This window comes from Halomonas denitrificans (assembly GCA_019800895.1).
Classification (GTDB): domain Bacteria; phylum Pseudomonadota; class Gammaproteobacteria; order Xanthomonadales; family Wenzhouxiangellaceae.
In genome coordinates this window covers 494,123-508,558 of sequence record JAHVKF010000002.1, presented here as the reverse complement: position 1 = coordinate 508,558, position 14,436 = coordinate 494,123, and the positions used below count along the sequence as shown (strand labels likewise).

13 protein-coding genes are annotated in these 14,436 nt (G+C 68.9%); all 13 read right to left on the bottom strand.

The genetic code is table 11. From position 1 onward, the window contains the following. Window positions 1-160: 160 nt before the first annotated feature. Window positions 161-664, bottom strand: a complete 504-nt coding sequence (locus KUV67_06355; protein ID MBY6204495.1) for a DUF411 domain-containing protein — start codon at window positions 662-664, stop codon at window positions 161-163. Continuing rightward, window positions 654-1,751 (bottom strand): c-type cytochrome, encoded by a 1,098-nt coding sequence (locus tag KUV67_06350; protein ID MBY6204494.1) that lies wholly within the window; start codon window positions 1,749-1,751, stop codon window positions 654-656. Before KUV67_06350 ends, KUV67_06355 begins: the two co-directional genes overlap by 11 nt. Window positions 1,752-1,797: 46 nt before the next feature. Continuing rightward, a complete protein-coding gene (locus tag KUV67_06345; protein MBY6204493.1) occupies window positions 1,798-2,073 on the bottom strand; it encodes a hypothetical protein in 276 nt (91 codons plus the stop codon). Window positions 2,074-2,239: 166 nt separating this feature from the next. Continuing rightward, the gene (locus KUV67_06340) at window positions 2,240-2,983 is read right to left on the bottom strand and encodes a glutaredoxin (GenBank protein ID MBY6204492.1); all 744 of its coding nucleotides are present in this window, start codon (window positions 2,981-2,983) and stop codon (window positions 2,240-2,242) included. A 78-nt stretch (window positions 2,984-3,061) separates the two neighbouring features. Continuing rightward, a complete protein-coding gene (locus KUV67_06335; protein ID MBY6204491.1) occupies window positions 3,062-3,574 on the bottom strand; it encodes a DUF305 domain-containing protein in 513 nt (170 codons plus the stop codon). A 32-nt stretch (window positions 3,575-3,606) separates the two neighbouring features. Beyond that, the gene (locus tag KUV67_06330; GenBank protein ID MBY6204490.1) at window positions 3,607-6,756 is read right to left on the bottom strand and encodes a CusA/CzcA family heavy metal efflux RND transporter; all 3,150 of its coding nucleotides are present in this window, start codon (window positions 6,754-6,756) and stop codon (window positions 3,607-3,609) included. 27 nt (window positions 6,757-6,783) lie between these two features. Continuing rightward, complete coding sequence (locus KUV67_06325) at window positions 6,784-8,253, bottom strand: efflux RND transporter periplasmic adaptor subunit (protein MBY6204489.1); 1,470 nt, start codon at window positions 8,251-8,253, stop codon at window positions 6,784-6,786. After that, window positions 8,253-9,482 (bottom strand): TolC family protein, encoded by a 1,230-nt coding sequence (locus KUV67_06320; protein MBY6204488.1) that lies wholly within the window; start codon window positions 9,480-9,482, stop codon window positions 8,253-8,255. Before KUV67_06320 ends, KUV67_06325 begins: the two co-directional genes overlap by 1 nt. 71 nt (window positions 9,483-9,553) lie before the next feature. Continuing rightward, the gene (locus KUV67_06315; GenBank protein MBY6204487.1) at window positions 9,554-9,937 is read right to left on the bottom strand and encodes a hypothetical protein; all 384 of its coding nucleotides are present in this window, start codon (window positions 9,935-9,937) and stop codon (window positions 9,554-9,556) included. A gap of 126 nt (window positions 9,938-10,063) precedes the next feature. Continuing rightward, window positions 10,064-10,975, bottom strand: coding sequence for a fructosamine kinase family protein (locus KUV67_06310; protein MBY6204486.1), 912 nt, complete (start codon window positions 10,973-10,975; stop codon window positions 10,064-10,066). Next, complete coding sequence (locus KUV67_06305) at window positions 10,975-11,403, bottom strand: CBS domain-containing protein (GenBank protein MBY6204485.1); 429 nt, start codon at window positions 11,401-11,403, stop codon at window positions 10,975-10,977. The genes KUV67_06310 and KUV67_06305 overlap by 1 nt, the downstream gene beginning before the upstream one ends. A 78-nt stretch (window positions 11,404-11,481) precedes the next feature. Further along, the gene (locus KUV67_06300) at window positions 11,482-13,071 is read right to left on the bottom strand and encodes an amidohydrolase family protein (GenBank protein ID MBY6204484.1); all 1,590 of its coding nucleotides are present in this window, start codon (window positions 13,069-13,071) and stop codon (window positions 11,482-11,484) included. Between the two features lie 119 nt (window positions 13,072-13,190). Further along, the gene (locus KUV67_06295; protein ID MBY6204483.1) at window positions 13,191-14,195 is read right to left on the bottom strand and encodes a hypothetical protein; all 1,005 of its coding nucleotides are present in this window, start codon (window positions 14,193-14,195) and stop codon (window positions 13,191-13,193) included. Window positions 14,196-14,436: the final 241 nt, after the last annotated feature.

Genomic DNA, 14,436 nt, shown 5'->3' with positions numbered 1-14,436 from the left:
GCAGCGAGCGAACGCGTCCGTCGCTCCCTTCGGGCTTGACTGTCAGGGCTTATGGCGCCGTTCCCGATGCTTGAAGTAGGCTGGCTACACCGGCGCCTTGCCACAAGCCCTGACAGGGGCAAGCTGGGTGTCGGCTCAATTGCGAGACCGTGAGTACATCTCATTTCGGATCGATCGCCCCATAGTGATTGAACTCGGACCGAGTGCCGTCTGCGCCGAAAAGGATCACGTCATAGGGCATCCGCCGTCCGTTGCTTTCCATGCCGGGCGATCCGAGCGGCATGCCGGGTACGGCGAGACCGAATGCCTCGGGCTGCTCTGCAAGGAGGCGACTGACATCTTCGGCCGGGACATGGCCCTCGATGACGTAGTCGCCGACCACGGCCGTGTGGCAGGAGGACAGATCGCGAGGCACGCCGAGATCGAGCTTGACGGCGTTCATGTCGCGGGTCGGCACGATGTCCACGACGAAGCCGTTTTCCCGCATGTGATCGACCCAGAGGCCGCAGCAACCGCAGGTGGGGTCGTGGTAGACGGTCATCACTTGCCGAGAGAGCTCGGTCTCGACCGGTGCAGGTTGATCGGTCGATTGGACCTGGCAGGCGGCAGTCAGGGCAGTCGCTGCGAGCAGCAGTCCAGCCGATAACGCGCTTCTAATGGTCATGGTCATCGTCTCCAGGGGCATGTTCGTGAACCGGCTCATCGCTCTGCGCTTCGCCGTAGGGCCGCGTAGTCCAGGCAATCTGGCTGATCCGCCAACCGTCTTCGGTTTCGACCAGCGTGGCGAACTCGGTGCTTTCGAGATCGAGTGTCTCGCCGTCGATCTCTCCTGTGAATCGAGAGCGCGTCTCGACCGTCGCTTGTCCGCCGCCCGAATGGATGGACCGAGCCAGTCGTTCGATGCCGACCCGGGCAAGAAACGCCATGTCGCTGCCCAGGTGTCCGCCACGGTAGTCGTCCACGGATTGCACGTGGCCACCTTCGACGACGGTTGCGTCGGGATGCAGATAGGCGAGAGCTTCTTCCGCGCGGCCTTCGGTCAATGCGTGTTGGAAGCCGTCCAACACGGTTTCCGGGCTCGATGCATCCATGGCGTGATGGTGTCCGCTGCTGTGCGAGCCATTGCCGCCGGACGCCGGGTGCATATCTGGACTCTCGCGCGGCATGTCATGCCCATGATGTGCGCCAGAGCCATGATCGTGCCCGCCGCCGCCTCCATGGTCGTGCCCACCGCCGTCCCCATGGTCATGCGAGGCATTTGCCGTCAAGGCGCTGTACTCGGCAGCGTCCATGTCGGGCAGGGCGAGAACGAAGGCGACCGTGTCCCAGTTCTCCGCATCGCTGTGATCGAGGTGACTGGGCATGGCAGTCATTTTCAGCCCATGCTTGATGGTCCAGAACGCTTCCGCGGGATCGACACGCTCCCTGAAGATCGCCGGAGGGGCGGGGTCCCACGCGTCGGCGGGTTGCCCCCCTGGCGCTCCGTGACAGCTTGCACACATGCTCTTGTAGTGACCGGCGCCGGCGGCAATTCGTTCTGGTGAGTCGAGATCATCCGGAACGATCAGATCGGCGGATCGGACTGCGACCGATCGTTCGCGGACGGTTTCGAGCCACCACGCCACGGGTCCGGTATGTCCGGAGCCGGCAGCAACGGGGTACAGCCCGCTCCAGGCGAAGGCGAGCGCCCCCAGGGTGGCCAGAATGGCCGAAACGGCCAGCGTCTTGATCACGATTGCGGTGGTTTTCATGCGTTTCTCTCTTGCTGAAGGTCCAGTCGACTGGAGTGAGTGTCCATCAAGGCCGGCGTCGGTTCTCGGCCCAGGCCTTGAGTGGAACGAAGAGGGCGGCGATATACCAGCCGTACCCATAGGCACCGATGGCTCCGGCGGTGAATCCCAGAGGGGTCAACCACTCGAATCCAGGCAGGAGTGGAGCCCAGGCCTCGAACATGCGCAAGGACTCCGGTGCCAGCAGGCCGAAGCCGACGCAGAGGAGATAATTCAGAAGAAGAAACAAAGAAAGCGCGTGTCCGATCGAGAGCACGCGCTCTCTCAAGGGCATCTCGCGCATTCGGTCGATATCTTGCATGCTTGACTCCTTCAGGTTGCAGTTCACTAACCGTACGCTCACGATGCGTCGAAAATCGCTCTAGCCCACAAGGAGTCCGTCCGTCGAGGTGGTTGACCCGCGCCCCGTGTGTCGATGCGAGCTATCCGGCCTTCTCTCGGGTAACTGGTCAGAGCACGAATTGTCGTATTGGCATCCAGATTCCCATGGCCATCATCATCAGGTTCTCGGTCAGCGACACGAACCCGAGCGGCACGTTGCTGTTGCCGCCGACGCAGGCGCACTTGAGCTCCCGCTTGTCGACGTAGACCGCCTTGAAGACCGATACCGCACCGACGGTGCCGATGAACAGCGCGATCGGGGCCGATAGCCAGACCAGGCTGCCCGACAGCATGAGGATGCCGGCCGCTGCCTCGCCGAAGGGGTAGACCTTGCCGTAGGGCACCCAGCGACGGGCCAGCAGGTCGTAGTTCAGGAACATGGTCGAGAAGCTCTCGAGGTCCTGCAGCTTCTGCACGGCCAGGAAGCACATGGAAATGGCGACGAACCACTCGAAGGCGCGCAGCGTCAGCAGGTCGCCGATGGCCGCCCAGCTGATCGAAAGCGCCATCAGCGCGGCGACCGAGAAGATCGCGATCACCGGCTGGTAGCTGGTGTCGTCTTCATCCTGCACACGCTTGTCGAAGTACGCCCTCAGGTCGTCGTAGCCGCCGATGCGCCGGCCGTCGATGAAGGTCTGCGGCGTGGTCTCCACGCCGTGCTCCGCCTTGAACGCGTCCACTTCGTCGCGGCGGGTCAGGTGGTGGTCCTCGACCTCGTAGCCTTCGCGCTCGAGCAGGTCCTTGGATTTCAGGCCGTAGGGGCACAGGTGATCGTCCATTACCATGCGATACAACACTGCCTTGTTCGTCATCGGTTCTCTCCCGTTCTGAGCGAATTCGGCCGCCGACCCGGGCTTCGGGCCGGCGGTCATGTACGTGGTCCCGTTGATCTACAGGCGGCCCTCGAACTCGGGCAGCGGTCGTCGGTCGACCTCGGCCGCTGTGGTTGCCGGACCGTTCTCGCGGATGTCCTCGATCAACCAGTCCATCTCCTCGATCTCCTTGCGTTGGGCGCGGATGATGCCGTTGGCCAGTTCGCGGACCCGGAGATCCTCGATCTGCGCACGTTCACTGGTCAGGATGGCGATCGAGTGGTGCGGAATCATGCCCCGCATGTAGGCCACGTCGTCGACCGTGTTCTGGCTGCGGACCAGCCAGGTGGCGCCTGCGATCATCACGATGCCCACGGCGACCAGCACGAGGTTGGCCGTGGCATTCCGGTACATCTGCCGCATGAACGCGAACATGACCAGGACCATGCCGCCGCCCATGATCAGGGTCATGAAGAACCGGGTTTCGCTCCAGCGGACGTGATCGAGTGCGTAGGTGTGCAGGTACATCAGCCCGAACATCACCAGCATCGAGCTGGCGATCATCAGCGCGAAGCGCAGATAGGGGTTCATTCCCTCGTTCCCGTGGTGTTCGGTTCGAGTGTTCATCGTTGCGTTCCTCCTTCTCCCGTGGATGAAGCGTCGTGGGCGTGTCGGTGTCTACCGTGCCACAGTCGATAGGCCGCCGGCAGGACGACCAGCGCCGACAGCCAGACGGCGAACACGCCGCCGATCATCGGTGCAGCGATCCGCTGCATGACCTCCGAGCCGATGCCGCTGGTCAGCATCACCGGCAACAGGCCCAGGAAAACGGTGGCCTGGGTCATCGTGATCGGACGGACGCGGCGAACCGCGCCTTCGACGATCGCGTCGTCGAGCGTTGCGCCTTGAACGTGGTCCATGTCGCTGGCGTCCACGGCCTGGTTCAGATAGACGACCATCAGCACGCAGACCTCGGCGGCCAGGCCCGCCAGGGCGATGAAGCCGACCGCCACGCCGACCGACAGGTTGTAGCCGAGCAGCCACATCAGCCACAGGCCGCCGGCCAGGGACAGCGGCGCGACCAGGAGCACCAGCGCGACGTCGGCGAAGCGACTGAAGGTCAGCATCAGCAGGATGACGATGATCGCCAGCGTGACCGGCACCATCAGTGCCAGCCGTTCCGACGCCCGCTCCAGGTACTCGTACTGGCCGCGGATCGCGAAGGCATAGCCGGGCGGGAACTCGACTTCGCTCGTCAGCACCTCGCGTGCGCGCTCGACCCAACTGCCGAGATCGACGCCCGCGACCTCGATCAGCACCAGTCCGGCCGGCCGCGTGTTCTCGGTCCGGATCCGCGGCGGACCGTCGTCGATCGTGACCCGCGCGACCTGGCCCAGCGTCACCGTTGCGCCGACCGGCGTCTGCAGCGGCAGGTCGACCAGCCGCTGCGGTGAATCGCGCCAGTCGGCCGGCAGCCGCAGCGTGACCGGGAAGCGTTCGAGCCCTTCGACCGTCTCGGTGACGGAGGCGCCGCCGATGCCGAAGCGGACGACGTCGTGGACCTCGGCGACCGTCAGCCCGTAGCGGGCGATTGCGGTCCGGTCGAGCGAGAGCGTCACGTAGCGCCCGCCCGCCGGCCGCTCGGCGAAGGCGCTGGCCGTGCCGGGCAGCGGTTCGACGACCTCGGCGATCCGGGTCGTCAGCTGCTGGATCGTGCCGAGATCCTCGCCGGTGACCAGGATGCCGACGTCGGTCTGGATGCCGGTCTGCAGCATGTCGATCCGGGTCTGGATCGGGAACACGAAGGCGTTGGTCAGGCCGGGGAAGTCGACCATTTCGTCGAGCTCGCGACGGATGTCGGCGGTGGTCACGCCGGGCCGCCACTGGTCGCGGGGCTTCAGCGTGATGAAGGTCTCGACCATCGTCAGCGGCGCCGGGTCGGTCGCGGTATCGGCGCGGCCGATCTTGCCCATCACGCGCGCCACCTCGGGGTGCGAGGCGATGATGCGATCGGTCTGCTGGAGCAGTTCGCGGGCCTCGCCGGGGCTCAGGCCCGGCAGCGTGGTCGGCATGTACATCAGGCTGCCTTCGTCGAGCGTCGGCATGAACTCGTTGCCGATGCGCGAATACGGGAACAGCGCGGACAGGCCGAGCAGCAGGCCGGCAACCACGACCGCCACCGGGTGGCGGACCGAGAAGCGGACGATCGGTCGATACAGGGCCTTCAGGCCGCGCGCGACCGGGTTGCCGTCGCGGCCCCGCAGCCGGCCGCGGATGAAATAGCCGGCCAGCACCGGAACCAGCGTGATCGCCAGCCCGGCAGCCGCGGCCATGGCATAGGTCTTGGTGAAGGCCAGCGGCGCGAAGAGCCGCCCTTCCTGCGCCTGCAAGGCGAAGACCGGCAGGAACGACAGCGCGACCAGCAGCAGCGTGAAGAAGATCGGCCGACCGACCTCGAGCGTCGCGCGCTCGACCACGCGCCAGCGGTCCTCGCCTCGCAGATCCTGGCCGGCCCGCTCGAAGTGCCGGTGGACGTTCTCGATCAGCACGATCGCCGCGTCGACCATCACGCCGATCGAGATCGCGATGCCGCCGAGGGACATGATGTTGGCGTTGATGCCCTGCAGGTGCATGACCACGAAGGCCGCCAGCACGCCGAGCGGCAGCGAGACCAGCACCACCAGCGACGAGCGGAAGTGCCACAGGAACAGGCCGATGATCAGCACCACGACGACGAACTCGCCGATCAGCTTCGACCACAGGGTGGCGACCGCCGCATCGATCAGACCGGAGCGATCGTAGGTCTCGACGATCTCGACCCCCTCCGGCAGGCTGCCCTGCAATTCGGCCAGCCGGGCCTTGACCGCGTCGATCACCGCGCGGGCGTTCTCGCCCTGGCGCATCACGACGATGCCTCCGACGACTTCCCCTTCGCCGTCGAGATCGATCACGCCGCGCCGCGCGACCGGCCCGCGCCGGATCTCGGCGACGTCGCCGAGCAGCACCGGCGTGCCGTCGGCGACGAGCCCGGTCGGTACGGCCCGCAGGTCGTCGAGCGACTGAAGGTAGCCGTCGGCGCGGACCATGTATTCGGCCTCGGCGAGCTCCAGCAGCGAGCCGCCGGTCTCGGCGTTGTTGGCCTGGATAGCCTGCCTCAGCCGGCCCAGATCGAGGCCGAGGGCGCGCATCCGATGCGGGTCCGGCACGACCTGATAGCCGCGGACCTGGCCGCCCATGGTCGCGACTTCGGACACCCCCGGCACGGCCTGCAGTTCGAACTTCAGGAACCAGTCCTGCAGTGCGCGCAGCCGGGCCAGGTCGTTGGTGCCGGAGCGGTCGACCAGCACGTACTTGTAGACCCAGCCGACGCCGGTCGCGTCGGGGCCGAGGGCGGCGCGCACCCCGTCCGGCAGGCGGCCCGAGACCTGGCTGAGGTACTCGAGTACCCGGGCCCGCGCCCAGTAGGGATCGGTGCCTTCCTCGAACAGGATGGTGATGAACGCGTCGCCGAACATCGAGAAACCGCGCACCGTGTGCGCCCCCGGGACGGCCATCAGCGCGGTGGTCAGCGGATAGGTGACCTGGTTCTCGACCACCTGGGGTGCCTGGCCGGGATACGGTGCGCGGACGATCACCTGCGGATCGGACAGGTCGGGGATCGCGTCGATCGGCGTGGCGCGCAGGGCGTACAGGCCGGCGCCGAACAGCAGCAGCGCGAGCAGCACGACGAGGCCCCGGTTCGCGATCGAGGCGCGGATCACGGCGTCGATCATGACCGGCCTCCGTTCGTTCGCGTTCGATCAGTGGTGGGCATGGCCGCTGCCCTCCATGCGTGCGCCGTCCGCGGCGACGTTGGCCTCGGAATCGAGCAGGAACTGGCCCGAGGTGACGACGGTCTCGCCGGGCCGGAGCCCGGCCAGGATCGCGACGAACTCGCCGCTTTCCATGCCGGAGGTCACCTCGCGGACTTCGAAGGTCTCGTCGCCGCTGCGGACGATCACCCGCTCCTGCGTTCCGGTACGGATCAACGCCTCGCGGGGGATGAAGACGTTTCCGTCGACGGGTCCGGCGAAGATTCGCACGTCGACCCACATGCCGGGCTTCAGCCGCGGCGAGTCGATCGCGACCGGCAGGCGCACGCGCTGGGTCCGGGTGGCGGGGTCGAGCTCGGGGTACAGGTAGTCGATCCGGCTGCGGAAGGTCTCGCCGGGCCGGTACGCGGTCGTGATCTCCGCGACCTGGTCGTCGGCCAGCCAGTCGACCTGGCGACCGGCCACGTCGGCGATCACCCAGACCGGCGTCTCGGCCGCGATCTCCATCAGCTCGAGGTCCGGCGTCACGCGCATGCCGTCGCGGGCGCCCAGCGCGCTGACCACGCCCGAGCGCTCGGCGTACCAGGGCAGGTACTCGATCGTCCGGCCGGCCTGCTCGATCCGCTCGATGACCGCTGGCTGGACGCCGAGCGTGCGCAGCCGTGCGCGGGCACTCCGGACCAGGCCGGCGCCGCCGTTGCGGGCGCGGAGCAGCTCGTCCTGCGCGTTCGCCAGTTCCGGAGAATACAGGGTGTACAGGAGCTGGCCCGCTTCCACCGGCTCACCGGCCGCCTCGACACCGATCTCGCCGATCCAGCCGGCGACCCGCGAGTGGACGTGCGACAGCCGCTCCGCGTCCCAGGTCACGCGGCCGACCGTGTCGATGCGCCGCCAGAGCCGGCCCTCGCGCACTTCGGCGGTGCGCAGGTTCATCTGCTGCTGGACGCCGGGTTCGACCCGGACCGTCCCGGCCGGCTCGAGCTCGTCGGCATAGACCGGCACCAGGTCCATGCCCATCGGCGACTTGCCCGGCCGATCGCGGCGATAGGAGGGGTCCATCGGTGCGACCCAGTAGGCGATCTCGCGTTCGCCGTCCGGAGCGCTCGAGCGCTCCGCGCGCGAGTGGTCCATCTGCGAGTGGTCCATCTGCGAGTGGTCCATCTGCGAGTGGTCCATCTGCGAGTGGTCCATCTGCGAGTGGTCCATCTGCGAGTGGTCCATCTGCGAGTGGTCCATCTGCGAGTGGTCCATTCCGGCGTGGCTCATTTCGCCATGGTTCATTCCGGCGTGGTCCATTTCGCCATGATCCATTCCGGCGTGGCGCATGTCGTCGTGATCCGATGCGGTGCGCGGCGCCGGGTCGGCATCGGTGGACTGGGCAAGCGCGGTCGCTGGAGCGAGCGCGGCCAGGGCCGCCCAGAGCAGGGTGCGTGCAAACAGGGTCGTTTTGCGTTCCATCACAGGCCTCCCAGGTAGGCGAGTTCGATCCGGGCCCGATCGAGCTCGCGCTCGGCCTGGATCCGTTCGTTGCGAACGTCCAGCACCTCGATCTCGGCGGCGAGGACGGCTTCCAGCGGGATCGATCCGTTCCGATACTTGTCCCGGGCCGCTTCGGCGGCGGCCCGCACCGGCGGCAGCACTTCGTCGCCGTACACGTCGACCAGGGCGGCGTACTCCTCCGCCGTGGCAAGCGCCGACGCCAGGCGCGCGTCGAGGGTCCGGCGAACCTCGACCGGTCCTGCCGCAGCGGCGCGATAGCGCTCGTGCGCGGCTTCGAGGCGCTTCGATTGGCGGCGTTCGGTGAACAGCGGGAGGTCGATCGCGATGCGGGCGTTCAGCATCGTCTCGCTCGGCGCGCCCATCGGCGTGTCGCCGATCCTCCGCCCGACGCCGACGTTCCAGGACCAGCCCGGATCGAAGGCCGCTTCGGCCAGGTCGATGCCGGCCTCGGCGGTCAGCAGTTGCGCGTTCGCGGCGCGGACGGCGGGATGGCCGGACAGGTCCGGCCGCGCCGTGCCCTCGCCCGGTAAGCGGACCGGCAGTTCGCCGTGCGGCAATCGCGCCGGCAGCGCGGTGCCGGGAAGCCGTTCGGCGAGCGCGGCGCGCTGCTCGGCCTTCCGGGCACGGAGGTCGGCCAGCAGCCGCTGGACCCGGATCGCCCGGCTGCGGCCTTCGAGCAGGTCCTGCTGGCTGACGCGCCCCGATTGCAGGCCGGCGTCGAGCGCTTCGGCATAGCGATCCAGCAGTTCGGCGCGCTGCTCCGTGAGGTCGATCAGTTGCTGGAGACGAACGGTCTCGGTCCAGCTCCGGCGGACCGCGGTCCGGACCTCCAGCGCGCGTCGCTCGGCCTGCAGGGCCAGCGCGTCGGCCTCGCTTTCGGCGCGCCGGGCTTTCGCGCTGCGCATCGAGCGCGGCGGCACGCGCTGCTCGATCCCGAGCTGGAACTGCGACATCGGCTCGTCGATCACGTCGAGTTCGGGCAGCGGTACCGCCGTGGCTCCGAGGGCCAGCATCGGGTCGGGCAACTGGGCATCGGCGATGGCGTCCAGGCCGGCGGCGCGCGCATGCGCGGCCAGGGCCTGGACTTCGGGGTCGGCGTCGATCGCGAGGCGCTCGGCGTCGGTAAGATCAAGGGCGGGGGCGGCCTCGGCGGCCAGCACCAGCAGCAGGATCGATAGTGTTCGCATGGTGATCTCCGAAAGAACGGGAACGCGCCCGGTGCGCACGCTCGGGCAATCCAGGGTTTAGCGGAGACCGGTTATTCGTCGAAGCGGACGTGCAGCAGGTGGGGTCGCGGACCGTCCCGGCTCAGCGCGTGTGCGCCGGCCGGGGCCAAGCGAGCAGCGAACCCCGCCGGAGGCGTGGCCGGGGCGTCGCCCGGCAGGGCGACCGCGAACGGGGAGGTATCGGCGCTGCGCAGCCGATCGGCGGGATCGGTCTCGTCGCAGTCGGCCGGCGCGGCCGGTTCGTGGCACGGCGTCGGCGGGCAGTGCGGGCAGTCGTGCGCCGCGTGCGGCTCGGGTTCGGCCTGCATCGCCATCACGCACGGCGTGGCCACGATAGCGGCCCACAGCACCACGAACAGCATCGCCAGAACGCGGCTGACGCGGGACGAGCGGCGACGAAGGGCGTGCAGGACCATGACTCTAGGATACCGCAGCACGCAAACAGTTCCCTCCACGCCACGCCAGACGCCGAATCGAGCGCTTCGAGCGAAGGCGAATCCCACCCGGCACCTACATGCGCAGGCGGTCGGCTCTTCGCGCGTTCAGGAGCGGCCGCGGAGCAGGTGGGCGATACGCTGGCGGGCCTCCTCGACGTAGCCTCCGCCGAACAGCAGGGCGTGGTTCAGTACGTGGTAGAGCTGGTAGAACCCGCGCCGGAATTCCCAGCCGGCGTCGAGCGGCCAGGCCGCTTCGTAGCTTTCGAAGAACGAGGCGTCGAAGCCGCCGAACAGCGACGCCATGGCCAGGTCGCATTCACGGTCGCCGTAATGGACGGCCGGATCGAAGATCACCGGCGTACCGTCGGCCCCCTGACCCGCGTTGCCGGCCCAGAGGTCGCCGTGGAGCAGCGACGGCAGGGGGCGATAGTCGGCGAACGCGGCGCTCCAGGTGTTTCGCAGACGCGGCAGGGTGTCCGACCCGAATCGCTTGCCGGCGTCGGCCAGGCGATCGACCATCGGACCGATCCGGCACTCGAACAGGAACGTCGTCCAGTCCGCGGTCGGGGCATTGACCTGCGGCGTAGCGCCGATCCAGTTGTCGCGATCGAGACCGTGGCGCTCGCCGATGCCGTCGCGATGAAGAGCGGCCAGGTGCTCGCCGAGTTGCGCCGCCGCCGCGCCGTGGAGGGGACCCAGGTCCAGCCACTCGAGCACGAGCAAGGCGGTCTCCAGGTCGTCGTCGGCGCCGATGATCGCGTGCACCGCCGGCACGGAAACCGCGCCAACCGCGGCCAGGCGCGTGAGGCCGTCGGCTTCGGCGGCGAGGGAGTCGGCGGCCGCACCGGCTGCCTGCTTGACGAAGAAGCGCTCCGAATCGATCCGGAGCCGGAAGGTGCGATGGAACGGGCCGTTCGAGCGGGGTTCGAGGTCGAAGCGCTCTCGCGCACGGCCCGGTGAACGACCGAGGGCGTCGGCCAGCCGGTCGAGGACCCGGTCGAAACACCCGGCCGGCATCAGCCGGTGACGTAGCGCTCCAGCTGCTCGATCAGCAGGCTCTGGTCGTCGATCACGGCATTGACCAGGTCACCGATGGAGACGACGCCCTTGAGCTCCCCCTCGTCGAGCACGGGCAGGTGACGGATGCGTTTCTTGGTCATCAGGGCCAGGCCGGCGTCGGCCGTGGCGCGGCCCTCGATGGTAACCAGCGGCGCGGACATGATGTCGGCCACCCGAGTCTCACGCGAGCTCCTGCCTTCGAGAATGACCTTGCGCGCGTAGTCGCGCTCCGACAGCATGCCGACGGGCTTGCCGTTGTCCATGACCAGCAACGCCCCGATCCCGAGCTCGGCCATCCGGCGGATGGCGTCGAACACGCTGCTGTCCGGCGCGACCCAGTGCGTGTCGCGGCCCTTGCGGTCGAGGATCTGGTCGATCGTGTGCATGGCGGCTCTCCTTGCAATGCCCGGGGCTGAATCCAGTATAGGCCCCCGTTCTCCGGTCGGCCACCTGCCGAGGTTCGGTCAGTCGGCGGCCGATCCCGGCTGGGTCAGGATCCGGCCCGCGTCCTGCCACGCGCTTTCGACCATCGCCCGCACCTCGGCGCGCAGGGCCGGCGCGTCGTAGACGATGCCGTCGCGGACGGTCCACCGGACGCCGCCGGTGCGCACCACTTCGTTGTCTTCCGTGACCCGGATCGCGCCGGTGCCGAACAAGACCTTCCAGTCGGCCAGCGGATTGGCGTCGACGACCAGCAGGTCGGCGCGCTTGCCGACCTCGATCGACCCGATCTCCTCGTCCAGCCCCAGCGTCTCGGCGCCGTGCAGAGTCGCCGCGCGCAGGACCTCCAGCGGGTGGAAGCCGGCTTCCTGCAGCAGCATCAGTTCCTCGACGGTGCCGAAGCCGAACAGCTTGTAGATGTAGCCGGAATCCGAGCCGACCGTGACCCGGCCGCCGTGGTTCTTGTAGTCGTTCAGGAACGCCATCCAGCGGCGGAAGTTGTCGCGCCACGCGATCTCGTCGGCGGCGGTCCACGCGAACCAGTACGAACCGTGAGCGTTGCGGTCCGGTGCGAAGAAGTCCCACAGCGAGGGCAGCGTGTAGTCGGCGTGCCACTCGGCGGTGCGCGCGGCCATGAAGTCGCGGTTGGCCTCGTAGATGGTCATCGTCGGGTTGAGCACGAAGCCGAGTTCGATCAGCTCGTCGCGCACCGCCTGCCAGCGCGGGTCGTCGGGGCCGGCAGCCTGGGCCCAGAGCCGGCCGGCTTCCGTGAATCGATGCTGCTCGTCGGCGTAGTTGTAGTCGACCGGGTAATGCTGGACGGTCCGGTCGTGGAACAGCGCCTCGGGCAGGCCGTACCAGTGTTCCATGGTGGTCAGGCCGGCCCGCGCGGTGTCGAGCACGTCGGCGCGGGCCACGTCCATCTGGGCATGGTGCATGGCGCTGCCGATGCCCTGCTCGCGGCATTCGTCGATCGCCGCCAGCAGCACCTCCGGCCGTGCGCCGAAGAACTTCACGCCCTTCGCGCCCTTGTCGGCGACGTCCCGCACCCACTCGCGGGCCTGCTCCGGCGTGGTGATCGGCTCGTCGCGGCCCATGCCGAAGCCGACGTAGGGCACGATGCGCGGCGCCGCGATCTCGCCGGCCTCGCTGCGTGCCGATTCCGACAGGGTCCAGTCGAGGCCGTTGAAGGACCCCGGCTCGCGCACCGTGGTGATGCCGTGGCCCAGCCAGAGCTTGTAGACGTACTCGGCGGGCGTGCCCTGGGCTTCGCCGCCGATGTGGCCGTGCAGGTCGACCAGGCCGGGCAGGACATAGTGGCCGGTCACGTCGATCTCGCGGCCGCCGTCGGCCAGTTCCGGGCGATCGCCGTCGTCGACCGGGAGGCCCGGCGGGCCCAGGCCGACGATGCGCGCGATGCGGCCGTTCTCGATCACGATGTCGACCGGGCCGATCGGCGGCGCGCCGGTGCCGTCGACCACGATGCCGCCGCGGAGGATCAGCGTGTCGTAGGGCCCTTCGCCGACGCGTCGGTCCGGGGCCGGTTCGACGTCGGCAAGCGGAGTCGCGCTGGCGACAAGCAGCAGGAGCAGGGCGGAAACACGCACGATCATCGGGGAACTCCGGGTGGGGTTGGCGCCGGCGCCGACTCGATCGCAGGACTCCTGTGACCGGTGCAGGACCGTCTGGCCGGGAATTGTACGCGGGGCGTCGGCCGGATTCGAAGCGCGGGTCAGCGCGCGTCCGCGGGCGGCCACCGAACGCGGAAGCGGGTGCCGTCGACCTCGACACCGGGCTGCGCGTCGAGCGCGTCGACCTGCAGCGCGAACTCCTCGCGCAGGGCAACGACGGACTCGCCCGTGGCCAGGGCGAAGATCGGCACGAGCCAGGCGCGCACCGCGGACACCTCGCCGCCGCCGTCGAGGACCAGGTCCTTGTCGGCCGGGTGCCATTGGCCGGTCAGTTCCGCTCTGCCGTCCAGGGCGAGCGGCATCAAGCGAATCGACAGGCCCGCGCGCGCCAGCTGCTCCCAGGCGCTGGCCACGCCGACCCAGGCCAGCGAGGCCGAGGTCGAGCCCGGGGGCGCGTCCAGCGCCGCGAACAGGGCTTCGGTCCACGCGGCAGCGCGCTCGGCGGCGATGCCTTCGATCTCCAGGTTCAGGCGGCTGGCGGTCGTCGTCCCTTCGCGCCGGGTGCGGAGGTCCAGGGTGGCCCGGCCCGGGTCCTGGCCGTCCGTGCCGAGGTGCAGTTCGACCTCGCGCAGCGCCAATGCCGCACCGGTCCGGTGCAGCTCGAGACGGTCGCCGGCCAGGCGCAGGTCGACCGCGCCGTCCCGGGTCCGGGTGAAGGCCAGCTGTGCCGGCGCGGCGTCGACCGAGACCGTGTCGCGGCGCTCGACGGCGTCGCTGCGGACGTCGACGTGCAGGTCCAGTGCCCAGTCGATCACCGCGTCGACGCCGAGGTCGAGCTCGCTTTGCGTGTCGGGGTCGTCCAGGCGCACCGGACCGGCGGCCCGGAGGAGCCCGCGGCCGTCCAGCGGCGGGTGGTGCAGGTCCAGGGCGACCTGCCGGTCGGCGTCCGCGGCCTCGACCCGGCTGGACATCCAGCCCCGCTGCCAGCGCACGGAAGCGTCCGGCCAGTTCTCGTCCAGCCAGCCGTCGATCTGCCGGTGCGCGACCAGGCCGAGCAGCCCGGGGGCGAGCAGCAGGAACAGCACGATCAGTCCGATGAGCACCACCAGGGCGCTCCTCAGTGGTCGACGTCGGCGGGGCGGTGTCGGGGATCGGGGCATGGCTGGCGCGCAGGCGAGAGGTGAATCCAGTCTACGCGGACACGGCGTCGCAGGCAGCGGTCGCGAAGGGATGTCGATCTGTACTCGATTCGCGGGACTTCGAAGCTCGACCTGGGCCGCGCCCGACGGCGGGCCCGCGAGGGCGCTCCGGCAGACCGCGTGCATCACGCTCCGCTCCTGTCGGCCC